The sequence below is a fragment of the Bacillus sp. ISL-39 genome (genome assembly GCF_018613295.1).
GTDB lineage: Bacteria > Bacillota > Bacilli > Bacillales > Cytobacillaceae > Mesobacillus.
This window is the reverse complement of the sequence record NZ_JAGGQM010000009.1, coordinates 26,141-52,104: the sequence shown is the minus strand read 5'-3', so window position 1 is coordinate 52,104 and position 25,964 is coordinate 26,141. Positions and strand designations below refer to the sequence as shown.

Annotated in this window: 28 protein-coding genes and 1 riboswitch; of the genes, 14 read left to right on the top strand and 14 right to left on the bottom strand. The window is 44.2% G+C overall.

Annotated features, from left to right (window positions below):
- Positions 1-71 precede the first annotated feature (71 nt).
- The 4 genes from J7E37_RS09325 to J7E37_RS09310 all read right to left on the bottom strand — a co-directional run bounded on the left by J7E37_RS09325 (position 72) and on the right by J7E37_RS09310 (position 5,454).
- Positions 72-1,499, bottom strand: coding sequence for a sodium/glutamate symporter (locus J7E37_RS09325; RefSeq protein WP_215023668.1), 1,428 nt, complete (start codon positions 1,497-1,499; stop codon positions 72-74).
- A gap of 71 nt (positions 1,500-1,570) precedes the next feature.
- Positions 1,571-2,254: a class D sortase gene (locus J7E37_RS09320; RefSeq protein ID WP_215023666.1), complete on the bottom strand. Its 684-nt coding sequence runs from the start codon at positions 2,252-2,254 to the stop codon at positions 1,571-1,573.
- Positions 2,255-2,309: 55 nt separating this feature from the next.
- Positions 2,310-3,632, bottom strand: coding sequence for an LPXTG cell wall anchor domain-containing protein (locus J7E37_RS09315; protein WP_215023664.1), 1,323 nt, complete (start codon positions 3,630-3,632; stop codon positions 2,310-2,312).
- Positions 3,633-3,945: 313 nt separating this feature from the next.
- Positions 3,946-4,036, bottom strand: a riboswitch (cyclic di-GMP riboswitch).
- 254 nt (positions 4,037-4,290) lie between these two features.
- Positions 4,291-5,454 carry an iron-containing alcohol dehydrogenase gene (locus J7E37_RS09310; RefSeq protein ID WP_215023662.1) on the bottom strand — a complete coding sequence of 388 codons (1,164 nt, stop codon included), beginning with the start codon at positions 5,452-5,454 and terminating at the stop codon, positions 4,291-4,293.
- 203 nt (positions 5,455-5,657) lie between these two features.
- On the opposite strand from J7E37_RS09310, the gene J7E37_RS09305 reads away from it, so the two are divergent.
- Entirely contained in the window at positions 5,658-5,891 is a 234-nt protein-coding gene (locus J7E37_RS09305; RefSeq protein WP_215023660.1) for a DUF378 domain-containing protein, read from the top strand.
- A gap of 65 nt (positions 5,892-5,956) precedes the next feature.
- Here the strand turns inward: J7E37_RS09305 and J7E37_RS09300 are convergent, their stop codons facing one another.
- From J7E37_RS09300 to J7E37_RS09290, 3 genes are all read right to left on the bottom strand, one after another.
- Positions 5,957-7,153, bottom strand: a complete 1,197-nt coding sequence (locus tag J7E37_RS09300; protein WP_214776414.1) for an ornithine--oxo-acid transaminase — start codon at positions 7,151-7,153, stop codon at positions 5,957-5,959.
- Positions 7,154-7,694: 541 nt separating this feature from the next.
- The gene (yugI, locus tag J7E37_RS09295; RefSeq protein ID WP_214776413.1) at positions 7,695-8,090 is read right to left on the bottom strand and encodes a S1 domain-containing post-transcriptional regulator GSP13; all 396 of its coding nucleotides are present in this window, start codon (positions 8,088-8,090) and stop codon (positions 7,695-7,697) included.
- Positions 8,091-8,211: 121 nt separating this feature from the next.
- A complete protein-coding gene (locus tag J7E37_RS09290; RefSeq protein WP_215023658.1) occupies positions 8,212-8,715 on the bottom strand; it encodes an RNA polymerase sigma factor in 504 nt (167 codons plus the stop codon).
- A gap of 271 nt (positions 8,716-8,986) precedes the next feature.
- On the opposite strand from J7E37_RS09290, the gene J7E37_RS09285 reads away from it, so the two are divergent.
- The 3 genes from J7E37_RS09285 (at position 8,987) to J7E37_RS09275 (ending at position 11,829) form a co-directional block, all read left to right on the top strand.
- Positions 8,987-10,330, top strand: coding sequence for a sodium-dependent transporter (locus J7E37_RS09285; protein ID WP_215023656.1), 1,344 nt, complete (start codon positions 8,987-8,989; stop codon positions 10,328-10,330).
- Between the two features lie 93 nt (positions 10,331-10,423).
- Complete coding sequence (locus J7E37_RS09280; protein WP_214776409.1) at positions 10,424-10,669, top strand: helix-turn-helix domain-containing protein; 246 nt, start codon at positions 10,424-10,426, stop codon at positions 10,667-10,669.
- A gap of 305 nt (positions 10,670-10,974) precedes the next feature.
- On the top strand, positions 10,975-11,829 hold the full coding sequence (locus J7E37_RS09275; protein WP_215023654.1) for an alpha/beta fold hydrolase: 855 nt from the start codon (positions 10,975-10,977) through the stop codon (positions 11,827-11,829).
- 32 nt (positions 11,830-11,861) lie between these two features.
- On the opposite strand, the gene J7E37_RS09270 is transcribed toward J7E37_RS09275, so the two are convergent.
- Positions 11,862-12,122, bottom strand: coding sequence for a DUF1871 family protein (locus J7E37_RS09270; RefSeq protein ID WP_215023652.1), 261 nt, complete (start codon positions 12,120-12,122; stop codon positions 11,862-11,864).
- An 86-nt stretch (positions 12,123-12,208) separates the two neighbouring features.
- On the opposite strand from J7E37_RS09270, the gene J7E37_RS09265 reads away from it, so the two are divergent.
- Positions 12,209-13,378 carry a MalY/PatB family protein gene (locus tag J7E37_RS09265; RefSeq protein ID WP_353050002.1) on the top strand — a complete coding sequence of 390 codons (1,170 nt, stop codon included), beginning with the start codon at positions 12,209-12,211 and terminating at the stop codon, positions 13,376-13,378.
- Positions 13,379-13,429: 51 nt separating this feature from the next.
- Here the strand turns inward: J7E37_RS09265 and J7E37_RS09260 are convergent, their stop codons facing one another.
- The 3 genes from J7E37_RS09260 to J7E37_RS09250 all read right to left on the bottom strand — a co-directional run bounded on the left by J7E37_RS09260 (position 13,430) and on the right by J7E37_RS09250 (position 15,398).
- Positions 13,430-13,879, bottom strand: a complete 450-nt coding sequence (locus J7E37_RS09260; RefSeq protein WP_214776406.1) for a hypothetical protein — start codon at positions 13,877-13,879, stop codon at positions 13,430-13,432.
- A gap of 471 nt (positions 13,880-14,350) precedes the next feature.
- Positions 14,351-14,563: a hypothetical protein gene (locus J7E37_RS09255; protein ID WP_214776405.1), complete on the bottom strand. Its 213-nt coding sequence runs from the start codon at positions 14,561-14,563 to the stop codon at positions 14,351-14,353.
- Between the two features lie 73 nt (positions 14,564-14,636).
- The gene (locus J7E37_RS09250; RefSeq protein WP_214776404.1) at positions 14,637-15,398 is read right to left on the bottom strand and encodes a peptidylprolyl isomerase; all 762 of its coding nucleotides are present in this window, start codon (positions 15,396-15,398) and stop codon (positions 14,637-14,639) included.
- Positions 15,399-15,503: 105 nt separating this feature from the next.
- On the opposite strand from J7E37_RS09250, the gene kapB reads away from it, so the two are divergent.
- Positions 15,504-15,884 (top strand): kinase-associated lipoprotein KapB, encoded by a 381-nt coding sequence (gene kapB / locus J7E37_RS09245; protein ID WP_214776403.1) that lies wholly within the window; start codon positions 15,504-15,506, stop codon positions 15,882-15,884.
- A 177-nt stretch (positions 15,885-16,061) separates the two neighbouring features.
- Here the strand turns inward: kapB and kapD are convergent, their stop codons facing one another.
- On the bottom strand, positions 16,062-16,685 hold the full coding sequence (gene kapD / locus J7E37_RS09240) for a 3'-5' exonuclease KapD (RefSeq protein WP_214776402.1): 624 nt from the start codon (positions 16,683-16,685) through the stop codon (positions 16,062-16,064).
- A 241-nt stretch (positions 16,686-16,926) separates the two neighbouring features.
- On the opposite strand from kapD, the gene J7E37_RS09235 reads away from it, so the two are divergent.
- Complete coding sequence (locus J7E37_RS09235) at positions 16,927-18,720, top strand: transglycosylase domain-containing protein (RefSeq protein ID WP_251009583.1); 1,794 nt, start codon at positions 16,927-16,929, stop codon at positions 18,718-18,720.
- A gap of 268 nt (positions 18,721-18,988) precedes the next feature.
- Here the strand turns inward: J7E37_RS09235 and J7E37_RS09230 are convergent, their stop codons facing one another.
- Both J7E37_RS09230 and J7E37_RS09225 read right to left on the bottom strand, forming a co-directional pair.
- A complete protein-coding gene (locus J7E37_RS09230) occupies positions 18,989-19,546 on the bottom strand; it encodes a DUF5366 family protein (RefSeq protein ID WP_214776182.1) in 558 nt (185 codons plus the stop codon).
- Between the two features lie 195 nt (positions 19,547-19,741).
- Positions 19,742-19,945 (bottom strand): hypothetical protein, encoded by a 204-nt coding sequence (locus J7E37_RS09225; RefSeq protein WP_215023648.1) that lies wholly within the window; start codon positions 19,943-19,945, stop codon positions 19,742-19,744.
- 217 nt (positions 19,946-20,162) lie between these two features.
- On the opposite strand from J7E37_RS09225, the gene J7E37_RS09220 reads away from it, so the two are divergent.
- The 7 genes from J7E37_RS09220 to mnhG are packed head-to-tail and all read left to right on the top strand — an operon-like array spanning position 20,163 to position 25,926.
- Entirely contained in the window at positions 20,163-22,580 is a 2,418-nt protein-coding gene (locus J7E37_RS09220; protein WP_215023646.1) for a Na+/H+ antiporter subunit A, read from the top strand.
- Positions 22,567-22,989, top strand: coding sequence for a Na(+)/H(+) antiporter subunit B (locus tag J7E37_RS09215; RefSeq protein ID WP_214776378.1), 423 nt, complete (start codon positions 22,567-22,569; stop codon positions 22,987-22,989). The genes J7E37_RS09220 and J7E37_RS09215 overlap by 14 nt, the downstream gene beginning before the upstream one ends.
- Positions 22,989-23,330: a Na(+)/H(+) antiporter subunit C gene (locus tag J7E37_RS09210; RefSeq protein WP_102264175.1), complete on the top strand. Its 342-nt coding sequence runs from the start codon at positions 22,989-22,991 to the stop codon at positions 23,328-23,330. Before J7E37_RS09215 ends, J7E37_RS09210 begins: the two co-directional genes overlap by 1 nt.
- Positions 23,323-24,804 carry a Na+/H+ antiporter subunit D gene (locus J7E37_RS09205; protein ID WP_215023644.1) on the top strand — a complete coding sequence of 494 codons (1,482 nt, stop codon included), beginning with the start codon at positions 23,323-23,325 and terminating at the stop codon, positions 24,802-24,804. The genes J7E37_RS09210 and J7E37_RS09205 overlap by 8 nt, the downstream gene beginning before the upstream one ends.
- Positions 24,805-24,810: 6 nt before the next feature.
- Positions 24,811-25,287, top strand: coding sequence for a Na+/H+ antiporter subunit E (locus J7E37_RS09200; protein WP_215023642.1), 477 nt, complete (start codon positions 24,811-24,813; stop codon positions 25,285-25,287).
- A gap of 47 nt (positions 25,288-25,334) precedes the next feature.
- Positions 25,335-25,577: a Na(+)/H(+) antiporter subunit F1 gene (locus J7E37_RS09195; protein WP_483297206.1), complete on the top strand. Its 243-nt coding sequence runs from the start codon at positions 25,335-25,337 to the stop codon at positions 25,575-25,577.
- Positions 25,555-25,926: a monovalent cation/H(+) antiporter subunit G gene (gene mnhG, locus J7E37_RS09190; RefSeq protein WP_214776187.1), complete on the top strand. Its 372-nt coding sequence runs from the start codon at positions 25,555-25,557 to the stop codon at positions 25,924-25,926. The genes J7E37_RS09195 and mnhG overlap by 23 nt, the downstream gene beginning before the upstream one ends.
- The last annotated feature ends 38 nt before the right edge of the window (positions 25,927-25,964 follow it).

Sequence of the window (25,964 nt, the reverse complement as noted above, 5' to 3'; positions counted from 1 at the left end):
AAGAAACACTCTCAGATGTAAGCGTGCCCAATTGTGAAATTTTAAGTAAACTTTGTAAAAAGTTTTTTTCATCACGATTGGGCACTCTTATTGTTCTTTTTTCCAAAGTGAAAAATACCGATTGCCAGCCATCCTGCAAACAGGATTGCTGTCCCAATTAAAACCGGAACCGGGCCGAATTGTGCAATCAGAGGCATGGAAGCGGCGGTGAACAGGCCGCCTCCGACAATGGGCTCAAACAGGATTTGTTTATAGCCGAAACCCTCGAGAGCAGGTGTTTCTTTTTCCGGATCAACAATCTGCAGTAAGAGCAGGCCTGTTGTTGTCATACCCATCGACTGCCCATATTGAAGAATCCCTCTTTCAAGCCAATATTCTGGCATAACCCTTTTGGCCAGGAAGAAAAAAGCGGCAAGATTAAACGCGATTCCCGCACCGGCAAGGATTAGGAAAGGCAGAAGATGTTCACTGATCGCTGAAATGGATAGAGTAGTGATGGATGCAACGATTAAAATATCAAGGGAAAAACCCTCAATTCGACTGAGCATTTTCTTATCAATCAGCTTGAAGGGAATAAACCGGTCATATAGCAGCTGGGTTGCCACTCCTCCTAGCAAGGCCATAGGAAACAATGGGACATGCTTGATGATTTCGATATCGTAAGCCGGACCCCAAGTTGTATTTTCCAGTAACAAAAGCCCTTTTAATAAAAGCATCCCGGCGCCGACTGCCACAAAAATGAAAAGGAAGTTGACCGTCAGCGATTCAATTGATTCCGATCTTGTTGATAATTCTCCAGCCGACCGTTCTTCATCCTCAGGATACAGGCCTTTTTGCTCTTGGCCAGAAAGCTCGGAAGCTTTTTTCGCTTCCTTCGCCATACCTTTTTTGATGCCCCAATTGACAATGATAATGCCGGTAATCACACCAGTCAGGATCCCGACTGTTGCCAGGCCTAGGGCAATACTGGCTCCTTCAGAAAAATCGAGTGCCTCGAATGTCCCTCTCATACCGGCAGCTGTACCTGGCCCGCCTTCAAATCCGATTTCAATCAGGGCGCCTGCCATTGGAGGAAGACCGAAAACTGGCTTCAAAATAAAAATCGCCAGAAGGATTCCGACCACATACTGACCCCATGATACGGTTTGTCCATAGGCAACTTGTGGACCGGCAATCTTCCATATCTTTTTGATCCCGGGAATTTTTTTACCTAAAAAAAGCGAGGCAAAAATAATGGTGATCGCGACTTCAGGAATCGAAAGCATCGCATCGTACACTTTTTCGGGGTATACGCCATTTTCAAGAAATCCTGCTCCAGGAATGATTGACCCTAGCTTCCCCAATGCTTCCTTGCTCATTAACAATCCAATTAGACCTGCAATAAGGGAAGTAGGGATAAAATACTTTTGGAAAAAAGGAATCGTCATCCGCAGGAGCATTCCGGCAGCCAGCAAGACTGCAATGAACACAAATGCCAGCAGAACACTGTTAAATTCCATCTTCTCCTCCTAGAATTTATCATTTCTCTTAATCCCATACCCTCTCATGGATGGTAAAAACACAGAATCTATTATGGCTTGATTTTCGCTTTGACAATCAGCCTGTGTGTTGCCGTATCAATAGGCGTACACGTAATGAGAGTAAGAACCTTTTCATCCTGGCTGCCATTGAGTACGGAGGTTTCATGTGGTTCCACCACAAGCGTTTCGTACACTTCATATTGGTAAGTATTGTTTTGATCTTTGACCGTCACGGTATCCCCTACGCCTATTTCATTGAGCCGGTTGAACATGCTTCCATAGGCTCTGTTTCGATGGGCAGCAATCGCACTGTTGCCAGGCATTCCGGGGGCTGCCGTTCCTTCCAGGAGACCAGCGCCTTTCTCCAAGTTTGCATCCGATGCACCATTCAAAATCGGAATCTTCACGCCAATCTTGTCAATTTCAATGACACCAACCATGCCAGCCCGAGATTTCTGTTTTATTTTTGCTGTGCCAGATGCCGTTCCTTCCTCAGACTCTTGATTTTCAACTTGTGTAATATCACTCACATCGCTCTCCGCCTGGGTTTCTATACTGAATACTTCCTCAAGTTCACTAAGACTCTCAGCAGCCACCGTATTTTCCTGATTGCCGCCTTCCCATTCTTCAATCATATTCTCCTGATTGTAGGAGGTGTAATAATCCTTTGCAGCTGGATACAAGAAGATCGAGAGACCAGCTATTATCAATAATATCGACATTACTTTTCTCATCAATTTCACCTCATAATCAAATAAAGAGGGGAATCATTTCCCCTCCAACTCGAGTTTAGTTCTTCAATGGATTCCTGAACCTTAGCATGACTCCTCCTGCCGCAATCAGGAAGCCCAGTACATAGAACATCGTCCTGCTGCTTTCACCAGTTTGAGGAAGGACCTCACCGTTCCATACTTGTTCATTTGTTGTGCCATCAGATGTATTTCCAGAACCTGAATTATTGCCAGGTGCTGTGGTCTCACTTTCCTCTTCTGTTTCTTCCTCGACTATTTCACCATCCATCTCCCAGTTCACTTGAAGTGTAAGGACACTTTCCACAATTTCCAGAGACTCGATTTCTGAAAGCAAAATCAGCTTTGTCTCACCGTTGCCAGTAATCTCTATGCCACGAATCAATTCCAGTTGGATTTCTTCCGTCAGAGTGAGACTGAAAAGTTCATTGATCCTTTCAAACTCAACTCTCTCCCCGCTCATCATTAGCAGTGTCACTTTTTCAATGTGACTTGTATTCTCATCAATCATAATTTTTATCATAGATAGTAGTGTCATCTTCTCATCCGGTTCAGATGGCTCTTCTGCAGGAATTCCACAGTCATCCAGCCAATAATTAACAGAGCCTTCCGCTTCGACTCCCACTCTTACATCACTGATCGGGACAACCAGCTCTTCACCTGTTGTAAAAATCAGCTTGAATGCCGTGACATCATCTTTAATGTACTCCCCTTCATCAAACGCTTTAAATAAAGGAGAAGAACCTGGATTCGTCATTTCCTCCCACACGCCGCTAACCTGGACATAGGCCGTTTCAACAGGATTGACACACTGATCGATGTGCAGGTGAATCTGGGTGCTTTTATTATCATCGCCTGGCACGGTTCCATCCTCAGCTGGTGTCGACTCATTTTCGCTATCTGCCGGCGTATTTTCTTCTTGGCCATTGTTTTCTTCTGGAGCATTATTTTCTTCTTGGCCATTGTTTTCTTCTGAAGCATTATTTTCTTCTTGGCCATTATTTCCTTCTGTATTTTTTTCCTGATTATCTTCCTGATTTGCACTGGTCTCAGATTCATCAGGATTGTTTGTTTCTTGTTCTGAGTTATTTTTAGTTTGTCCAATTGTCTCAGAGTCGGAACTCTTCTTATTTTCAAGGTCATTTTCCGTAGACGCTGCTTTTACATCACCACCGGACTTTCCCTTTTGGGACATTTCAGCTGATTCATTACTTTTTTGGATCTGTTCACCTTGTTTACTATTTTCTTTAAATTCTGCTTCTTGCTCATTATTTTCGGCAGCAAATGCACCTGTAACCGGGAAAGTGATCGTAAACAAAAACATGATTGCGATTAAAAAAGATAAACGTTTTTTCATTTTCATAATTTCTACTCCTTTTTATTTAGGCTCTTTTCGTAAATTTTGTTGCTTTCACAATGAAAGTAAAACCCGGCACCTGGGTTTTTACGAGTCCTAATGTAAATCTGGTCCAGAAGTTTTTCTGAAAAAAGCCCCGATACCTTTAAGGATGCGGTTGTAAGGACTACAACAACAGTCAATACGAAAACAGCCTTTATTTAAAATCAAGCATGATAAATAAATTGAATTTTCAGTTATTTACAAAAGGCATTTTCCCTCCTTTTACAAGTATTCATTCTCTTTTTCTCGACAAAACAACAGCCTGAATTCCTCTATCCATGGCAACTAGGACAATCTTAGCTGAATGTGGCAGCCTTAGACTCCTTGTTTTGCGTCCCTGTCTTTCAACAGGTTTGCCCTGAGCATGATGATGTTGATTGTGCTTATGTAAATTGTTCCTACTGCGCCATTGTCTTACATTTAGAGACTTACCACAGTTACCCAGTTACTTAAACATTTAGTCCCAGAAAAAATATTGGTAAATTTTTCTTCAGCTTCTTTTTTTACCCGTAAAAAAGGATGTTTTCAGTGTATCGATGGTTATTTTAAAAAATTCACATAAGTTTTTTTACCCATACAAAAGACAAAGGACCCAGGAAATACTCCCGGGTCCTTTAGATTTTTATAATGACATACGATAAATTTCTTGTACGTCGTCTTTATTCATTTTCGCAAAATTGCCAAATTCACCGTTCGCCATGGCTTTATCCGCCATCAATTCCAGCTTGCTGTCATCTATATCATAATCAGCAAGGCGTGACGGTGCACCGATGCTGTTCCAGAATTCACGCAGCTTTTCGATTCCTTCCAAGCCAGCTTCTTCGTCAGTCTTGCCTTCTGGGTTCACGCCGAAGACCCTGACAGCCATTTTCTTGAATCGTTCTGGTTTTACCTTAAGATTATGCTTCATCCAGTTCGGGAACAGGATGGCAAGCCCGCCTCCGTGAGGGATATCATATACTGCCGAGACGGCGTGTTCGATATTATGTGTCGCCCAATCGCCACGGTAACCCATGTTTAGGATCCCATTCAAAGCCATCGTTCCTGAATAAAGGATGGTTGCGCGGTATTCATAGTTCTCCAGGTCCTCAAGCAGCTTCGGAGCTGTTTCCATGACTGTCAAAAGCAAGGATTCGCACATGCGGTCCTGGAATTCGGTGTTTTCGGTCAGATGGAAATAATGCTCCAATACATGTGACATCATGTCAACAATTCCATAAATCGTCTGATCCTTCGGAACGGTAAAAGTGTTCACAGGATCAAGGATGGAGAATTTCGGGAATGTGACCGGGCTTCCCCAGCCATACTTTTCATTCGTTTCCCAGTTGGTGATGACAGAACCTGCATTCATTTCCGAGCCTGTGGCTGCCAAAGTGAGGACCGTACCAAATGGAAGAGCTTCTGCAGCAAAAGCTTTCTTGGTGACCAGGTCCCAGGCATCGCCTTCATATTTTGCCCCTGCAGCAATGGCCTTCGTGCAGTCAATAACGCTGCCGCCGCCTACTGCCAACAGGAATTCAATGCCTTCTTCTTTGCAGATTTTCACGCCTTTATGGACAGTCGAGAGACGGGGATTCGGTTCTACACCAGGAAGCTCGAATACTTCCGCGCCAATTTCAGTCAGAGTGTCCATGACAGAATCATAAAGACCATTGCGCTTGATGCTGCCGCCTCCATATACAAGAAGCACCTTCTTGCCATACTGAGGGACTTCATTTTTCAGTTGTTCAAGCTGGTCTTTGCCAAATATCAGTTTCGTTGGATTGTAAAAAGTAAAGTTATCCATTTAAATCACCTTCCTCTAGGGATTATTATGTTCTTTTTCAAAAAGCATTGCAAAAAATACACCTCTTAATGTGCTCCAATGTGCTGAAAAAAGTTACAACCTTTTTCAAAAGGGTAGCTATTAAATATAGGGCGGATGAATAATTCATTTCAAGCTGAAACAATCTATAAAAGAACAAATTTATTTTTAAGGAGGAAACATCCATGAGCGGTATTCAACGTGCAGCACTTGTACTTACCATTATTGGGGCCATTAACTGGGGCTTAGTAGGATTCTTCCAATTTGACCTTGTTGCAGCTATTTTCGGCGGACAGGATTCAGCATTGTCCCGCATCATCTATGGTCTGGTTGGTATTGCTGGTTTAATAAACATCGGTCTTCTTTTTGCACCAAGCGAAAGAGAAGAGCAAGCAGCAGAACCACGAGCTACTCGGTAACTAAAAATGCGCCTGAATTGGCCAAAAATGAAAAACCCGCCCTATTAAGGCGGGTTTTTTCATGTTTATGATAATACTTTTTTAATTCTTTCGATTGCCCAGTCCAGTTCTTCCTGGCTGATGACAAGCGGCGGAGCAAAACGGATGACCGTATCATGCGTTTCTTTGCAGAGCAAGCCTTCTTCTTTTAATTCTTCACAATACTTTCGTGCTGGTTCGGACAGCTCGACGCCAATGAACAGGCCGCGGCCGCGGATATCCTTGATGATGGAATTGTCGATTTCACGCAGTTTGCTGATGAAATATTCACCAAGTTCCAGAGAGCGGTCGGCAAGCTTCTCATCAATCAATACATCCAAAGACGCGATGGAAACTGCGCAGGCCATCGGATTGCCGCCAAAAGTAGACCCGTGGGAACCAGGGTTGAATACTCCCAGTACATCATTGTCTGCTACGACGCATGAAATTGGGAAAACCCCACCGCCAAGCGCTTTTCCAAGAATGTACATATCAGGCTCAATGTCCTCCCATTCACATGCGAACATTTTTCCTGACCTGGCAAGACCGGCTTGGATCTCATCAGCAATGAAAAGGACATTGTTTTCTTTACATACATCAAACGCAGCTTTCATGAAGCCTTCTGGCGGAATGACAATTCCCGCTTCCCCCTGAATCGGTTCAATCAGGAAGGCAGCTGTGTTAGGAGTAATTGCTTCTTTAAGTGCGTCAAGGTCTCCGTAAGGAATCAGTTTGATCCCCGGAAGCATCGGCCCGAAACCTCGTTTGTATTCTTCTTCAGATGATAATGAGACCGCCGTCATTGTGCGGCCATGGAAGTTGCCGATACAAGCGATCACTTCAGCCTGGTTATCCGCAACGCCTTTTACATCATAAGCCCAGCGGCGAGCTGCTTTAATAGCCGTTTCAACCGCTTCCGCACCAGTGTTCATCGGCAATGCCATTTCTTTGTTCGTTAACTTGCAAATCTTTTCATACCATGGTCCAAGCTGGTCATTGTGAAAAGCTCTTGAAGTAAGAGTCACGCGATCAGCCTGGTCTTTAAGCGCCTGGATGACCTTAGGATGGCGATGCCCCTGATTGACAGCCGAATACGCGCTCAGCATGTCCATGTATTTGTTGCCTTCAGGATCCTCTACCCAAACTCCCTCTGCCTTCGAAATCACGATTGGCAGCGGATGATAGTTATTCGCACCATACTTTTGAGTCTGCTCGATCAGCGAGCTAGTTTTTGTTGTCGTCATAAATCTTCCTCCGTTCCAATGAAAAATTGGTTAGACAATCATATTGTAACCTGTAAGCTCTTTCATTTTAACCCCCTAAAAGAGAAAGACAGACGAATTTTGATTTCTTTTATTGAGATGTGGCACTGAGTCTGGGAAAGCTTTTCGCGATTGTGCTTAATTCCTGTCCGAAGTCACACCAAGTTCGGACAGCTTTTTGTAATATCGAGTGGATCTTGTCCGAAGTCGACCAGGGTCAATCCGCCTGGCCTGCTAGAAAACTCCAATAATAGGAAGACGGCACGATTATTATCTATTTTGGATTAATTACAGGAACTTTTCGGGCAATTATAGCGATCATCCAGGAGATTAGGACTTCGGTTTGGGAGATTATCAGCAATCATTAAGAGAATAATTTTTCCAGCTGCCAACCGTGGCTTTTACCAACAGCAAAACGATTCATTTTACCAGTCACATAACGAAAAAATTACCCCTTGCAGCCCGAACAGGGAATTTCTCCGTAAAAAAAACCGGACAATTGTCCGGTTTTCCGCTGTTAAGCTTATTTCTTAGCCATATCTGACTGGTTGATCCACTCTTGAAGCTTATCCTTCAAAGTGTTGAAGCCTTGAGCTGAATCATCCTGGTGCTGGACTACTGCAGCTGGACGCTTGGCACCGCGCGGCTTCTTAGCGCGTTGTGGTTGTTCTGGTGCTTCTTCAGTAGCACGGATTGATAAGCCAATTTTTCCAGCAGCTTCATCAATTGACAAAACTTTCACTTTCACTTCATCGCCAACAGAAAGGTGCTCGTTAACATCCTTAACATAACCGTGTGTGATTTCTGAAATATGCACTAGACCTTGTGTATTTTCATCTAATGCTACGAAAGCGCCGTATGGCTGGATTCCTGTTACTTTACCTGTTAAAACGCTGCCTACTTGAATATTTTCTGACATGGAAACACTCCTAAATATTGTTTTATTTTATCCCATTAATACGCAATTAAAAATTATATCATATTCTGTAGCATTTATCAAAAGGAATAAGATAATTCTTTGGGAGTGCTTCCAACAGAACTTATTGGAATGGCAAATACTGTACTTTCCAAAAGCAGTCTTCCTGGACCATTTGGAAGATTGAAGCATCAGGGCGGTCATTGAAATGAAGCTGGATTCCAATCACTTTTTCCGGATCATCATCCGGATTGTAAAGGGAAGCAAACTCATAGCCCTTCAACACTTTGCTTGCCGCCATTGTCGCTTCCTTCATTTCTTGTATATATTGTTCTTCTGGAGGCTGGCCGCCATCCTTGCTGTATAGTGCGTACTTGGTTTCGAAATCACCTGCCTGATCGGCATGGAAATTTAGCTGCATGATTTCAAATGGGCCATATTGTTTGAGTATATTGAAGAAGCGGTAAACCCTGACGAACACTTCCTGGGTGATATCATCTATGTCGTCATATTTGTTCCCAAGCAGGAAGGCAAAGCGCTTGACGGTTGGAGTAGGGATATTGATCAACTCTGCGAAAGCCTGCATATTCCCATTCCGGGCCCGGAACACTAATTCATCATCGTTCATTTTGGATCCCCCAAACTGATTACCTATCTTTTTCGATTTTAACGGAGACAGCTGCGGCCGCTTGCGTTTCCGTTGCCTAAAAGCGAAAATCACTTTATCTATAAAACGGCGGATTTTGCCTTTTGTTTCAAAAAAATAACAAATTGCTTAATAATTGTTTAAAGCCCAAAAATGCTATGCTTTTTCCTGAAAAAATAGTAACATGAAAAGGTATTTTTTCATTTTGTCAGAAAATATAAATATTCAGACTTTTTAAAAAAGGAGTTTTCGTATGAACAAACACGAACAATGGACTTCAAAGCTTGGGTTCATCCTGGCTGCAGCGGGATCGGCCATTGGACTCGGGGCGATTTGGAAATTCCCCTATATGGCAGGAACAAATGGAGGAGGCATCTTTCTGGTCTTCTTCTTGCTGATGACTATTTTTATAGGCGCACCTATCTTGCTGGCTGAATTCATCATTGGCCGGAGTACCCAAAAGGACGCCGTTATGTCTTATAAACACCTGGCGCCGAAAAGCGCATGGCCTTTGCTTGGGTATGGCGGTGTCATTGCGTCCTTCCTGATCCTGTCTTTCTACAGTGTAGTTGGCGGGTGGATCCTTTCCTATTTGGCGCGGAGCCTAACCGGATCACTTTCAGGGTTGACCCAGGCGGAATACGGCACAGCATTCGAAAGCATCATATCCAATCCTGTTGAAGCTGTTGCTGTTCAGCTTTTATTCCTTGTCCTGACCATCTGGGTCGTGCAGGGCGGCGTCCAGCAGGGCATTGAAAAAGCGAGCAAATACATGATGCCCGCTCTGTTCATCCTTTTTATCATCCTGGTAATCAGGTCTTTAACACTGGATGGAGCCATGGCTGGGGTAGAGTTTTTCCTGAAGCCTGATTGGTCCGCAGTAACTGGGCAAACCATTTTGATGGCACTGGGGCAGTCCTTTTTTGCTTTAAGTGTCGGACTTTCCGTAATGGTGACTTATGCTTCTTATTTGCCCAAGGGGGAAAGCCTGGCAAAATCCGCGTTTTCAGTAGTCGGGTTGAATATTCTCATATCGCTGCTCGCCGGCCTTGTCATTTTCCCGGCTGTATTCGCGTTTGGATTAGAACCTGAAGCAGGACCCGGACTCGTTTTTGTCGTACTGCCAGCCGTATTTAATGAACTTGCATTTGGCGGGTTATTCATGACGATTTTCTTGATTCTGCTGCTTTTCGCGACATTGACATCTGCATTTTCAATTCTTGAGATCATCGTCGCGGTATTATCCAAAGGAGACAAAAATAAGCGGAAAAAGTTTTCCTGGATTGCTGGCCTCCTTGTTTTCGCTGCGGGAATTCCGAATGCTCTTTCCTTCGGTGTTTTATCAGAGGTGAAATTTTTCGGAAAAACCTTCTTCGACCTTGCTGACTTCCTGACGAGCAATATCGCCCTGCCGCTGGGGGCTTTCTTCATTGCCATATTCGTCGGATATGTCCTGCCCCGAAAAGTGGTCAAACGTGAATTGGAAGATGGCCCTGAAAGCAATCGCTTATTATTCAACATTTGGTATTTCTCCATCCGCTACATCGTACCAATAGGTATTGGCATTGTTTTTTTACAATCGATTGGTATAATCTAAAGTTAAGAAAACGTTCACATTATTGTCGATATTTTCAAAAATTTAATGATAAACTTATAGTAAGAGATATTTTATTTTTGGAGGTGATGAGCGATGACTGCAATTGGACAGAATATCAAGATGTGCCGTGAACGAGTCGGAATCTCCCAGGAGGAGCTCGCTTTAAAAATCAGGGTAGGTCCGCGGACGATCCAAAGATACGAAAGCGGCGAGCAGACACCTAAATTGCAGACGATTCTAAAGATCTCAACAGCCCTCGATGTCCCTGCGTCAGAGTTAATGGGAGAGGTTTATTACGCTGCACCGCCAGAACTCGACCAAAGACCAAGCAGCTTGTAACCTGCAATGATCATAAAACTACTTAGCAGGCAGGTTATTCTGCCTGCTCTATTTTTTGGCTGCCGTAAAAGTCTCCCGCAGAGAATGAGGCCCAGCCATAAAATTTTTTTAAAAATAAATGTATACTACTCTGCCAATCTGGCTATCCTAGTCCCATAAGGCTTTCTAGTATTCCCCCCTTTTTTAATGGGCACCAGCATTGGTGTCCATATTTTTTTTGTTTTTATTGTGTGAAGTAACATTTTGTGGGGAAAATAAATGGCATACCTTGCCTAATTCGCTAATCATGTCAGGAGTGAAAGCCGTTGGAATTCGCCAGGAATAAAACCGTTAGAGGAATCGACCTTTCCTATGAGCACTATCAGAATCCTGACGCAGAGGAAACTTTGGTACTGCTCCATGGTTTTCTTTCCTCTACTTTCAGCTTCAGGCACTTGGTCCCCCTGCTAAAAGAGGATTATAACGTCATTTCAGTGGACCTTCCCCCATTTGGAAAGAGCGGCAAGATATCCAGCTTCAAATATTCCTATGAGAACCTGGCCGCGACAGTCGTTGAGCTGATGAAATCCCTTGGCGTCCGCGAATTTAATGTCGCAGGGCATTCAATGGGCGGCCAGATCGCCATGAATATCCTTTTGCATCATCCGGAATATGCGAAAAAAGGAATCTTGCTTTGCAGTTCGGGATATTTGAAAAAGGCAAAGCTGCCGCTTGTCCTTTCAAGCTACATCCCGTATTTCCATCTTTACGTAAAGTTTCACCTGGCACGGTCTGGTGTAAAACAAAACCTGCAGAACGTTGTATATGACCATTCGATGATCAATGATGAAATGCTGTATGGCTATCTCTCTCCATTCCTGGAGGATGATATTTTCAAAGCGTTGACGATGATGATCCGCCACCGGGAAGGTGACCTTTCAACCGAAGAGCTAAGGAGAATCGAAGCTCCATGCCTGCTGATCTGGGGAGAACACGATAAAGTCGTTCCCGTCCGGATCGGGAGAAAGTTGAATAAGGATTTGAAGAATTCAGAGCTCATCATTTTAAAAGAAACCGGACACCTCGTCCCCGAGGAACGCCCGGAAGATGTCCATCAACTGATCAACAGGTTCATAGCAGCAGAGGAAACAGCTGAAGCAACAGCAAACGGCAGCCGCTGATGGCTGCCGTTTCTATTCGTATTGAGGAAGCTTTATAAAGAGCAAACATCTTCATTCTTGATCGCAAGCATTGTGTTTGCGACTGACAGGCATTGATCATACGGCAGGACCTGTTCGAATGAAAACTCGAAAACGGACTGGATCCTTCGGGCGATTTTATCGACTTCGTCATAATCATGGACAGCCTGGAGAATATCGGCGATTTCCGGGTCGAACTGGCCTTCGCCTACCTTGAAAGGATCCCATTTATTCAAAACATCAATTAATTTATAGCTAAGTTCTTTCGATTCCAATTCAATCACCTGATTATTTTTTAAAAATATTTTATCATAAAGTAAGAGCAGGATAAATTTTTCAAGGAGAAGGCGGTGCGTACATAGTGGAAAGAATAAATTTTGACAAGGTAGTGGACAGGAACAATTCGCATTCAGTAAAGTGGGATGCAATTGATAAGGTTTTTGGCAAAGATGATGTCCTGCCAATGTGGGTCGCGGATATGGATTTCCATCCTCCCGAGGCGGTCACCGATGCACTGAAGGATCGGATCGAACACGGGGTATTCGGCTATACCTTTGTTCCGATGTCAGTGACAGAAGCCATCCAGGATTGGATGAAAAATCGACATGATTGCGAATTCAAGAAATCATCCATTGTTTTCAGCGAAGGTGTCGTCCCTTCAATCAGCACGGCTATCCGCGCTTTTACTGAAAAAGGTGATAAGGTACTTGTTCACTCCCCAGTGTATACGCCATTTTTTAACATGGTCAAAAATAATGACCGCACCCTGGTTACATCTAATCTATTGATAGAGAATGGCCGTTTCGAAATGGATTTTGCCGACTTTGAAGCCAAGCTGCAGGATGGAGCGAAAATGTTCATTCTCTGTAACCCGCATAATCCCGGGGGCAGAGTCTGGACGAGGGACGAACTCGAAAAGATCGGCGACCTTTGCGTAAAGCATGACGTTCTGATTGTTTCCGATGAAATCCATTCAGATCTTGTGTTCAAGCCTAATGTCCATATTCCAATCGCATCGATCAAGGAAGAATTCAGGGAGATTACGACCACCTTCGTCGCACCAAGCAAAACCTTCAACCTTGCCGGCCTTCAGGCTTCCGCCGCTTTGATCCCGAACAAGGAGCTGAAGGCAAAATTCAAAAAAGTTCAGGAGCAGCAAGGCTTCTTTACATTGAATGCCTTTGCGATTGCAGGAATGGAAGCTGCCTACCGTGATGGTGAAGAATGGCTCGAGCAGCTGCTTGAGTATTTAAGTGAGAATATGAAGATAGCAACGGAGTTTATTGCCGAACACCTGCCAGCACTAAAACCGATGAAAGCAGATGCTACCTACCTCCTCTGGATCGATTGCCGCGGACTTGGTTTGAGCGACGAGGAGATCAAGGATCAGCTGCTGGAAAAAGGCAAACTCGGACTGGAACCAGGAACGAAGTACGGCGAAGGCGGCGAAGGCTTCGTCCGGATGAACCTCGCCTGCCCGCGCGAAACCTTGAATGAGGGACTGGAGAGGTTGAAGAAGGCATTCAGTTAGACTGCTAGAAAGCAAAAATGGAGCCATCCCATTCGGGATAGCTCCATTTTTTTATGCGCTCACTTCCAGCGATTCGTAATATGGCTCTAATGAATATCCAATGATCGTGTCCATGAATGGATGCAGCCTTTGCGGAATCATCATGCGTGCGTAATCCCAGGCATTCATCTCAATCTGGAGGGCAATCCTCTTTTTCAACACATCATTGCCGGTTTCCTCCATCCGCTGAATCAGCTCCGCAAGTTCGCGGTCCTCGGCATGCCCAATCTCATGAGCAAAAACAACGGCAAGATAATCTTCAAAATGTTCCATTGAAGAAAAGACCTGCAGGCATTGCGCCTTGATCTCTTCGATATATAAAGTAATCGTATGAGTTCCAAAATTATATTTCCCGCCCGCGAACCGGTCGCCCGGAAAAAAACCTTCAAGTTTTACTTTCACACTGCTGCCAGATTGGACAAGAATTTCTTCGACAATCTTCTCTATCTGTAAGTTCTTCAATTTATACCCCTAACTTCATTTTAGAATATAAATTGTATTATAACGTTTTAGTAAAATAATGAAAACATGACTTTTACCCTGGTTTTTTGTTGTTAAACCTGTTTTGTAAAAATTTTGTTATATTATGGCTCTGTCAAAATGAGACTTAAGATTTTCGTTCCAGGCACTTCGCTTTCCGCTGGGAAGAATTATGAAAAAGCCCAACTGCCTGCTTTTTCAAAAATCAAATTCTTCCTTGGGGCTGGCGCTGAGCCTCCTCGTCGCAAACTCCTGCGGGGTCTCATGGCCAGCTGATCCCGCCGGACATTGATTAGCTTCCGCGAATCAGCCCATGCACGAAGGAAATGGGTTAGCATTTTCGGATGAGTCTACGTGCCTTCCAATACAATCAACAGGATGTAAAAATCAGCACTTTTCAAAACTTCAACATTTCTCCAATTATTCACCCACAAAAAAAGAACAGCCAATGAATCAGCTGTTCTCTTTTGTATCATTCATTTGTTTCATGATTGACTGCTCGTGTTCCTTTGCTTTCTTGGCTTCCTTTTTGGAAACTTTGATGATGTATCTCATCGTCAGGATCGCTCCGATCAGGAAAACGAGTGAAGTGATCGCGGCCGGGATATATTCTGTCTTGTCTTCCGGGAAATATAAAAATAATGAGATGACAAACCACTTACTCATTCTCATCTTCCTTTCATCAGCTCTCCAAACATTATATCAAGGTTTGGATTTTCGTCCAACCGCGAATAACTTCCTATTTCAGTACATTGATTTTTTCGATGACGACATCTTCCTCCGGCTTGTCCTGAGCTCCTGTTGGCGCAGCGGCAATCTTATCAACAACATCCATTCCCTCAACTACCTGGCCGAATACAGTGTGCCTGCCATCAAGGTGTGGCGTGCCGCCATCTTCATACATCTTCAGGACTTCTTCAGGGTAACCTGCCTGCTTCATCTTCTCTTGCAAACTGGCATCCAGCTCCTTGTTTTGGACGATGAAGAACTGGCTTCCATTCGTGTTCGGGCCGGAATTGGCCATTGATAATGCACCGCGGATGTTAAAGAGCTGTTTTGAGAATTCATCTTCAAATGGACCTCCGTAGATGCTCTCGCCGCCCATTCCAGTTCCATCAGGATCACCGCCCTGAATCATGAACCCGTCTATGACGCGGTGGAAAGTGACTCCTTCATAGTAGCCCTCTTCGCTATGCTTAATAAAATTCTCTACCGCTTTTGGAGCCTGCTCAGGGAAAAGCTTGATCTTAACAGTTCCCATGGAGGTGACCATTTCCACAAGCCTTTCATTTTCCTGGACTTCCGCTGTCGCTTGAGGGTAATCGAGATCTTCCTCAACTGCTTGTCCAGCATTCGTCGTGTCTTCCTTCTGCTTGTCTGCTTGTCCAGCATTTGTCGCGTCCTCATTCTGCTTGTCTGCTTCCTGCTTTTCATCTGTTGTGCCGCATCCAGCGAGAATAAGCATCATTGCAAATAGTACTGCCAATATTTTTTTAGTCATTGTATGTATCCCTCCTATAGACACTTTAAACGATTACAAAATGTTTTGCACCTTTGTTTTTGCTATAATAAAAGAAATAATTTGTATTCCGAAAGGGGCTTTCACATGGCTGAATTGAACATTGGCGATCGAGTAACCGCCATTTATAAAACCGGCAAATATATAGGCGAAATCACGGAACGCCGGCCACAGCACTATCTTGTCCGAGTATTGGCAGTCGCAAAGCATCCAATGCAGGGTGATCTCCATAACCCGAAGGATGCAGCGGTTGGCTTTTTTCATGAAAGAAAAGCACTGTCTTACCGCGAACAGGCAAACATCCCAGAAAAAATGGTCAAGCCGTACGATGGCGAAATGCCTGATTACCTTGAATCGTTAAAAGAAGCGGCAGCCAAGCTTCGCGGTGAACTCGAAGGCGACGATTCACCATGGGCACAGCAGAGCCTGAGAAACCTCGAGTCTCTGGAAAAAGATTATTTTAAATAAGGCTCTTTTCGAACATTTTGTTGTTTTCAACTGCATTTATACAGGTATAAATGCAATCATTATTCAGAAGTCTCCATGATATTGCGGTTACTAGTACATGCACGAAAAGCAACAATGAATGTGAGAACGGCTTTAAAAGACGCAAAAAGCCAGATTGTTTTTTCCAATCTGGCTTTTCTATGCGAATTTATTGAGCAGTTTGGAAAAGTCAACCATATCCCCGATTGTGGCTGGTTCTGGTCTTTGCAAGTATTGTTTGTCTTTTTCCACAAGCTTGTAAATATGGTAGGTCGTCAAAGCATCATCAAGGGCACGGTGATGTTTTCCTGTACCTTCCCTGCCATACTCCTGCACTGCCTTCCATAGCCCTGTTTGGTTCTGGTCGCCGAAGAAACGCTTATATTCCATCGAAAGATCGATCTGCTTACCTGGCAGCGGAAAAGCAACAGACGCCTGCTGGCAATTTTGCAGCAATACCTTCATATCCATATTGCCCCAGGTGACAATCTGGCAATTCTTGCTTCCCCCCATTGACCTAAGCTTATCTACCAAAGCCTTGAAGGTAATACCTGAATTCACCTGCTCCTGGGTGATGTTCAGAAATGAACGGCAGCGATCTGTCAAAATCGGAAAACGCAGTGGCCGGACATAAGAAGAAAATTGTTCAACCACCTTGCTGTTTTCGACGAGGACAGCGCCAGCTTCAATGATTTCCGGGTAAAAGCCCCTTCTCCTGCTGTTCCGGTCAGGCATGGTAAACTCAAAATCAATAAATAATGTGATCCTTTCTTTTTCGCTCATGCTTCCCCAACTTTCTGAAAAGCCAGTAGTTGTATGTAACCAGTATATGCTTTTCGGTCGATTATTTTATCTATTATATCACGTTTTTTAATAAATTTTTAAATTTTCTGCAATTTAACTTTAGCATTTTTTTTGACTAAAAAAGAAAGTAAATTTCAGCTCGTCTGTTCCGATATTATGAAGAGTGACATGAAAATGAATGCAGAAAGGATTTACCGTGAGGATTATAACAGGCTACCTTTTGATACTACTATTAATACCAGCTTTTGTTACCGTTGTGACCTTAACCTATACAGAAGCAGGCAATGCTGTAAGCATCAATGATACCCTTGATGAAAAAATCGATTTGAACAAGACGAAGCTCTCCCAAACGAGTATGATCCTTGCAAATAATGGTGAAGTCATTACCGAGATCTACCGGCCGATGAACAGGCACTATGCTGCAGGGCATGAAATCCCTGATTTTCTTAAAGAGATATTTATTGTTTCGGAAGACCGTAATTTTGAAATACATCCCGGTTTTGATTTGCCGGCAATTGGCCGCGCGCTGGCCATCAATATTCATTCAGACGACATAGAACAGGGCGCAAGCACCATTACCCAGCAGCTGGCCCGAAACCAATATCTGAACCACCAGAAATCATATAATCGCAAGCTGAGTGAAGTATTATATGCATACCAGCTGGAGAAGACTTTTTCAAAGTCAGAGATTCTTGAACAGTATTTGAATGCGATTTATTTTCACAACAATGCATATGGAGTCAAGGCCGCAGCGGACTTTTATTTTAAAAAAGCCCCCATGGACCTTTCCGAGGCGGAACAAGCTTTCCTTGCTGCGATTCCAAATAATCCTTCCTATTATGACCCGATTGAGCACTTCGAGCGGACGAAAAAACGTCAGGAACGGCTTCTGAATCTACTTGTACAACATGGAAAAATCAAACCTGAATCAGCACAAAAGCTAAAGCAGGAACCAATAATTCTTAAAGTCGATTCTCGGAAAAATTCATATCCTGACTATACTTCCTATGCTTTACACGAGCTGAGGGAATTGATTGCTGAACAGGAAAATCTCGATAACAGCGACGAACTGACCGCAAGGATGGAGGAATTGCTTCGTTCAGGGGTGGTCATCCATACAAATCTGGATATTGGTCTGCAACAACAGGCAGTCCGGGCTGTTAAAACTCATCTCCAAGAACCAGCTGTTCAAGGTGCCGCCACAGTGATCAACCATGAAACCGGGCAGATTGTGGCGGTCGCCGGAGGAAAGAATTATCGGGGCGGCGACTTCAATCGCGCATACCAGGCTTTTCGCCAGCCAGGCTCTTCGATCAAGCCATTGCTTGTTTATGCGCCCTACTTTGAAAGGTTCGATGCAAATAAAGATTCTCAAGTCAACGCCGGCCCACTTTGCATCAAGGGTTATTGCCCAAAGAACTATGGGGGATCAAACTATGGGATGGTGACATTTGAGAAAGCATTCATACAATCCTACAATACACCAGCAGTAAGGATTTTACAGCAGGTTGGAGCAGATGAAGCCTTCAGTGACCTGGCAACCTTTAAATTTGAAAGAGTAACAGCACAGGATCATGTGCTTGCCGCGGCAGTTGGCGGATTCACAAGTGGAGTCAGCCCGCTTGAAATGACATCAGCTTATACCGTTTTCAGCAATAAAGGCCTTTTCCTAAAGCCAAGGGCAATCTCGAAGGTAACAAGTTCGGATGGGGAAGTGCTTTATAAATGGAACGACGAGCCTGCCCAGGTGTGGAATCCGAGCACCGCCGAAAAAGTTCGGAGCCTGATGCAAAAGACTGTTGCCTCAGGGACAGCAAGAAAAGCAGCTGGTGCCGGACCTGGTGCCGGCGGCAAGACCGGAACGACAAATGACTTCAAGGATTTCTGGTTCATCGGCTTCAACGGGCCGTACACAGCAGGAGTCTGGGTCGGAAAAGACAAGCCGCAGAGCATGGAAAATATCAATCATCAGTCGCCTCATCTATTGATCTGGCGTGATATCATGAAAAAATAAACCGGGCAGATTTCTGCCCGGTTCTCCAATCCCGTTCGTATGCCCTTATAACTCCTTGACCACTCGTTCAGGTATTGAAACGAGTATCCGTTTCCTTTCAGGTTTTCCCAATGCCTGTTTGGGCACTGAAATGAGATTTCCGTTCCCTTTTAAGCTTTCCCGTTACCTGTTTGGGCACTAAAATGAGATTTCGGTTACGGTTTAAGCTTCCCCGATACCCTGTTTGAGAAGATTCTCCCCCCATTTGTAATTAAACCCCAATCGGCTATTAGATCGGCAAGCTTGCGATCAGGCTGTTATACACTTTTACCGCAAGATAAATAATACCCAGCACGAGCGTACTCCAGAGGATGACCTGGAAGAACACTGTTCCAATCAGTCCTGCTGCTGTGAGCTTGGGGCTGATTTTATAAACAAAGTAAATGAAATAGACCATAGTTGCCAATAAAAATATAGACCCTATCCCAGTGAAGCTGAAGAAGCTGGCCAGTGCTGCGATTCCGCCAGCAAAGTAAACAATGGCTCCTTTTCGGATCAGTTTCAGGCTCTCTCCTTCATGGTCCCTGGAAAATAATAAAAGGCTGACCTCATTGATGGTATCGGCAATCAGCTTCAAAGCCGCGAATACCATGAAATAGACCACCATCAGCAAAGCCAGCAAGGATAGCTTAATCCCGGTATCTGAAAAGAATTCCAGCATCCCATCGTAAATCCCGGCATTTTTCAGGATGGAGATTAACTCGATTTCCGTTCGCAAAGACAGGGCCAGGCTGAACATAATAATCGACAGCAGCGGAAAGTAGCCTGTTAAGTACGGGTTTCTCATAGAACAATTCACTCAATTCTTTCATTTCCTGCTTCTCATTATGAAAGAAATTATAGTGACCGGCAACAAGAATATGAACCGTAATCCTCCGAGAGCTAGCCAGCAGAAAAAATCCCACAAGAAAAAAGCCCCTTTTCAGGAACTTTAATTTTTTTTGAAACCTTTTTGTATCTTGTCCGTATAAAAAGGTTGGTGTTACTGCGGAACAATCCGGACGTATTCTCTTGAACCAAATGGTACATAAGTGGCTGTTTCAACCTCGTCCATATCTGATTGCTGGATTTCCAGCACTCCAGATCCTTTATTTGACAACTCTTTTTCATCGTTTTGATCGAGAATCATGAACCCCGTGAACAAACTCAGGAATATCCCAACGCATACAATCAGCTTTCGGGCCATGGCTTATCCCCCCTATTCACTGTTAGTATGCAAAAAGAATCATGATTTTATTCAGCAAAGGATAAAACCTTGATTTTTCAAGGTCGATGACATGCATCGCCAACTTTTTTACGATATAATTTTCACATCAGTGAGTTGGAGGCATGAACTTGGTTAAATTGGCAAAAAATATAATGTTAAGCCATGAATATGGAATTAAATAAGGAGGTATTATCTTTTGTCTTTACTTCACCTTGCAGTTTTATCACCGCTTTTACTCGCGATCTTAATTCCATTTTTACATAAGTTTTTCAAGAGTATCCATACGGGCTGGTTCCTGCTGCCGCTTCCGGCCGTGCTGTTTGCCTATTTCCTGCAGTTCATCAGCACAACAGGACATGGCGGGACGGTTATGGAGACCGTACCCTGGATTTCTTCGCTTGGAATTGATTTCACGTTAAAAGTTGACGGCCTTGGGCTATTGTTCGCCCTGCTGATCACTGGAATCGGCGCATTGGTTGTCCTGTATTCGATTTATTATCTAAATCCGGACAAAGAGAAGCTGAATACTTTCTATGTCTACCTGCTTTTGTTCATGGGCGCGATGCTCGGAGTCGTTTTGTCGGACAACCTGATTGTGCTCTATACTTTCTGGGAATTGACCAGTTTTTCGTCTTTCTTGCTGATTGGCTACTGGAACCATCGTGAACGATCTCGCTACGGTGCGCAAAAATCGATGCTAATCACCGTTTTCGGAGGATTATGGATGCTCGGGGGCATCCTGATGCTGTATATCATCACAGGGACCTTCAGCATTACAGAAACAATCGAAATGTCCAATGAAGTCGTGAACCACCCTTTATTTACCGCGACACTGGTTCTGTTCTTGCTGGGGGCTTTTACAAAATCAGCTCAGTTCCCATTCCACATCTGGCTTCCTGATGCAATGGAAGCACCAACGCCGGTCAGTGCGTACCTGCACTCTGCGACGATGGTAAAAGCGGGAATCTATCTTGTTGCCCGTATGACTCCTGTGTTCGCACATTCAGGCACCTGGGTCTGGCTCGTTGCCGGAGTTGGAGTGATTACATTATTCTGGGGTTCGTTCTCAGCGGTAAAACAAACGGATTTAAAAGCGATTCTTGCTTTTTCGACTGTCAGCCAGCTCGGCATGATCATGTCGCTTCTTGGCGCGGGTGCCGCTGCGCTGCATTATGGCACAATTGAAAATGGCTATTATATCGTTGCCGTCACTGCCGCAGTGTTTCACCTGATCAACCACGCAACTTTTAAAGGAAGCCTGTTCATGGTAACAGGGATCATTGATCATGAAACGGGTACAAGGGATATACGCAAGCTTGGCGGATTGATGAATTTCATGCCGATCACCTTCACGCTTGCGATCATCGGCACTTTTTCCATGGCCGGGATTCCGCCGTTCAACGGGTTCCTGAGCAAGGAAATGTTTTTCACTGGCATGCTGCGCGTAGCAGAAATGGATATTTTCAATATGGACACATGGGGCATCCTGTTCCCAATCATTGCCTGGACAGCGAGTGTTTTCACATTCCTGTACAGCATGATGTACGTCTTCAAGACCTTCATGGGCAAATATCAGCCTGAGAAATTGGAAAAGAAACCGCATGAGGCACCAATCGGCATGCTGATTTCACCGGTTATCCTGGCTTCACTTGTGATCATTTTCGGTATTTTCCCGAACGTCCTGTCACATAACATCATTTCGCCGGCAATGGGATCGATCCTGCCATCACTGCTCGAAAGCGGGGAAGGATTCGATGTCCATATCTCTCACTGGCACGGGCCGACTGCTGAATTGTTCATGACAATTGGTGTTATCACATTCGGGTTATTGCTCTATAAGTTCATGCCTAAATGGGCAGGAATTTATAGCAAACTTCCTTCACGCATGTCATTCAATCGTTTCTATGACCGAGGCCTTGAACTCATGGAGCTGACATCAAGAAACATCACAAAGTCGTACATGACCGGATTTATACGGTCATATCTCGTTTATATTTTTTCATTCTTTATTTTGGCTCTGGCTTCGACACTGATCTTCAAAAACGCATTCAAACTGGATTTGAGCAGTGTCGCACCAATTCACTTTTTTGAAGTTGTGCTTGTTCTGATCATGGCCGTATCCGCAATTACCATCTTGTTTGCCAAATCAAGGCTGACTTCCATCATCCTGCTTGGTGCGGTTGGCTATACGGTAGCACTCTTCTTCGTCCTGTTCAGGGCGCCTGATCTTGCACTTACACAGCTGGTCATTGAGACTGTATCTGTTTCACTGTTCCTTCTGGCGTTTTATCACCTGCCGCAAATCAGGAGAGATGAAGAGAGAATCCGGTTCAGGGCTGCTAATGCACTGATCTCGATTGGAGTAGGGGCGATTGTGACGATGATTGCCTTATCTGCCCACAGCAATAAGATCTTCGGCTCCATTTCAGAGTATTATGTTGAAAATACTTATAAAAAAGCCGGCGGTGAAAATATGGTCAACGTCATCCTCGTTGATTTCCGCGGCTTCGATACAATGTTTGAAATTGCCGTTCTTGGCATTGCTGCACTTGGTATTTTTGCGATGATCAAGCTTCGGCTGACAAGGGGGAGAGAACTTGATGAAAACAAATGATATCATCCTCCAGACTGTTACAAAGTTCGTCCTGTTCGTCATCATCCTGTTCTCAATCCACCTGTTTTTCGCAGGCCATTATTATCCGGGCGGTGGGTTCATCGGCGGATTGATGACGTCTGGAGCAATTGTATTGCTTTTACTGGCATTCGATATCAAGACTGTCAAAATGATTTTGCCGTTTGATTATATTAAAGTTGTCGCTGTCGGTCTGCTCATTGCGATTGGAACAGGTGCTGGTGCGTTATTTTTCAATATGCCGTTCCTGACACATGCATTTACTTACGCTTATTTGCCGCTCCTCGGCAAGACATCTTTACATACAGCGGTATTGTTTGATACAGGGGTCTTCCTTGTCGTCATTGGTGTGACAATGACCATTATTCAAACGATTGGAGAGAGCGAATAATGGAAATCTTAATGGCTTTTCTAATTGGAATTTTATTTATGACAGCCACTTACCTCATGCTTTCAAAAAGCTTGCTCAGGATCATTATTGGGACAGGGCTGTTAAGTCACGGTGCCCACCTTCTCCTGCTGACAATGGGAGGCTTAAAAAGAGGTGCGGCCCCGCTCCTGGGAGAGCATGCCCCATCCTATGCCGATCCGCTGCCACAGGCACTGATCCTGACAGCGATCGTCATCAGCTTTGGTGTTACAGCATTCTTCCTGGTTGTGGCCTACCGTGCCTACCAGGAGCTTGGAACTGATAATATGGATCGCTTGAGAGGAAAGGAAGGACATGAATAATCTAATCATATTACCCATCTTGATTCCTCTGATTACAGGGGTTGTACTTATTTTTTTCACTAAAAACATCATGGCCCAGCGATGGATTTCAGCGATAAGCGCACTGATCACGATAGTGGTTTCCTTCATGCTGGCTAACCATGTTTATCGGAATGGCATCCAGACGATGAATCTCAGTAACTGGGAAGCACCATACGGCATCACGCTTGTATCGGATATGCTTTCCGCCCTGCTTGTATTAACGACAAGTATCATCGCATTTGCAGCGTTGTTTTACTCCTTCAAATCCATAGGAGAAGATCGTGAAAGATTTTTCTATTATCCAGTCGTCAACTTTTTGATTGTCGGGGTTAATGGAGCCTTTACTACAGGTGATATTTTCAACTTGTTTGTATTTTTCGAAGTGATGCTGATGTCATCATATGTATTGATTGTGTTGGGCGGAACCAAAATCCAGCTCCGAGAATCGATTAAATACATACTCGTGAACGTTATTTCATCTGCCTTGTTCGTCATCGCTGTCGCCTATTTGTATTCAGTGGTAGGGACGCTGAATATGGCGCATATTTCCGTAAGGCTCAGCGAGATCGGAAGCGCAGGGATCATAACAGTTATTGCCGTCCTGTTCCTTATTGTCTTCGGACTGAAAGGCGCGATCTTCCCGCTTTATTTCTGGCTGCCAGGATCGTATTACGCGCCGCCAGCACCTGTCATGGCGCTGTTCGGGGCATTACTGACCAAGGTTGGCGTATACTCGATCACCAGAACCTATACATTATTCTTTTACCATGATGTCGGCTATACACATCAATTGCTGCAAATCCTCGCTATCATGACGATCATTGCCGGGGTAATTGGGGCACTGGCTTATACTGATATCAAAAAAATCATTATCTATAACATCATCGTTGCCGTTGGTGTCATCTTATTCGGGGTATCCGTCCTGACACCTGAATCTCTCACTGGATCGATTTTTTACCTGATCCACGACATGAACATTAAGGCGACACTGTTCCTGTTGATTGGGATTATCATCGTGATAACCGGGACGAGCGACCTTGAGAAAATCAGCGGACTGATCAACAGATACCCTGCACTTGGGTGGACATTCTTCATTGCTACAGCCGCACTTGCCGGCATTCCGCCGCTTAGCGGTTTCGCAGGCAAATTGATGGTTGTACGCTCTGGATTTGAAGCTGAAAGCTATATTGGTGCCTTCGTTGTACTGATGTCGAGCTTGCTTGTCCTGTTTTCAGTCATGAGGATTTTTATAAGAGGCTTCTGGGGAACACCAAGAGCCTATAAGAATGAGGAAAAAGCACCTGTAAAATGGCTGCTCGTTGCCCCTGCAATTTTAACTGTGTTCGCTGTGTTATACGGCTTCGGAACTGAGACTATTTATCCGGTTATTTCAACAGCCGCCGAAACGCTTGCCAATCCGGAAATCTACATCAATGCTGTTTTAAAGGAGTGATGAGCTATGGCTTTTCAAATCTTGCTGAATTTCATTCTGGCCTTTGTCTGGATGTTCCTTAAGACATCCTACTCCCCGGCCTCCTTTTTTGTCGGGTATTTCTTTGGCCTGCTCATCATTTATATTTTCCGGCGCTTCTTCACTTCCCGCTTCTATTTATTGAGGGTAGTGGCCGTATTGAACTTGATTTATATTTTCACTTTGGAACTGATCCTTTCAAATGTTGCCGTTTTAAAGGCAGTACTTAGGCCAAAGCTTAATATCAAGCCTGGCATCTTCGCCTTCCCGACAGAATTGAAGGAAGACTGGGAAATTACGATGCTCGCAAACCTGATCACTTTGACTCCTGGAACGCTTGTCGTCGATGTTTCACCTGACAATAGGATATTGTATGTTCATGCGATGGATATCAGTGATGCGGATGAAGCAATCCAGAGTATCAAAAATACGTTTGAAAAAGCGATTATGGAGGTGAGCCGATAATGTTTGAAGCGGTTTTATGGGTTTCAGTTACCTTCATATCACTTTCGATGATCGGTCTTATTTATCGAGTGATCAAGGGCCCAACCGTAGCAGACCGGGTAGTGGCCCTCGACGCAATCGGCATAAGCCTAGTTTCTGTGATTGCTTTAGTATCAGTTGTTCTTGAAACCAGTGCTTTCCTTGATATCATCCTGCTGATTGGGATCCTGGCATTCATCGGAACAGTTGCCTTTTCAAAATTCCTTGAGAAGGGAGTAATCATGGAATATGACAGAAATAGAGATCGTTAAGTTTTTTGCTGGCTTGTTCATCCTGTTCGGAGCATTTCTAAGCCTTGTGACTGCTTTTGGTCTGATCAGACTTCCAGACGTTTATACAAGGACCCACGCAGCATCGAAAAGTGCCACTATGGGAGTGATGCTCGTATTGCTGGGCACCTTTCTTTACTTCTGGTTGATTGAACATCATTTTAATTCCCGTTTATTGCTCGGGGTAGCATTCATTTTCCTCACTTCTCCTGTTGCAGGGCATTTGATCGCAAGAGCTGCCTATAACAGCGGGGTCAAGCTATCAGACCGCACTGTCCAGGACGACCTTGCAAAAGCACGGAAAGCTATGAAAGCTAAAGAATTGAAATAATTTAGATAAAAGGTCATCAGGTATATCCACCTGATGGC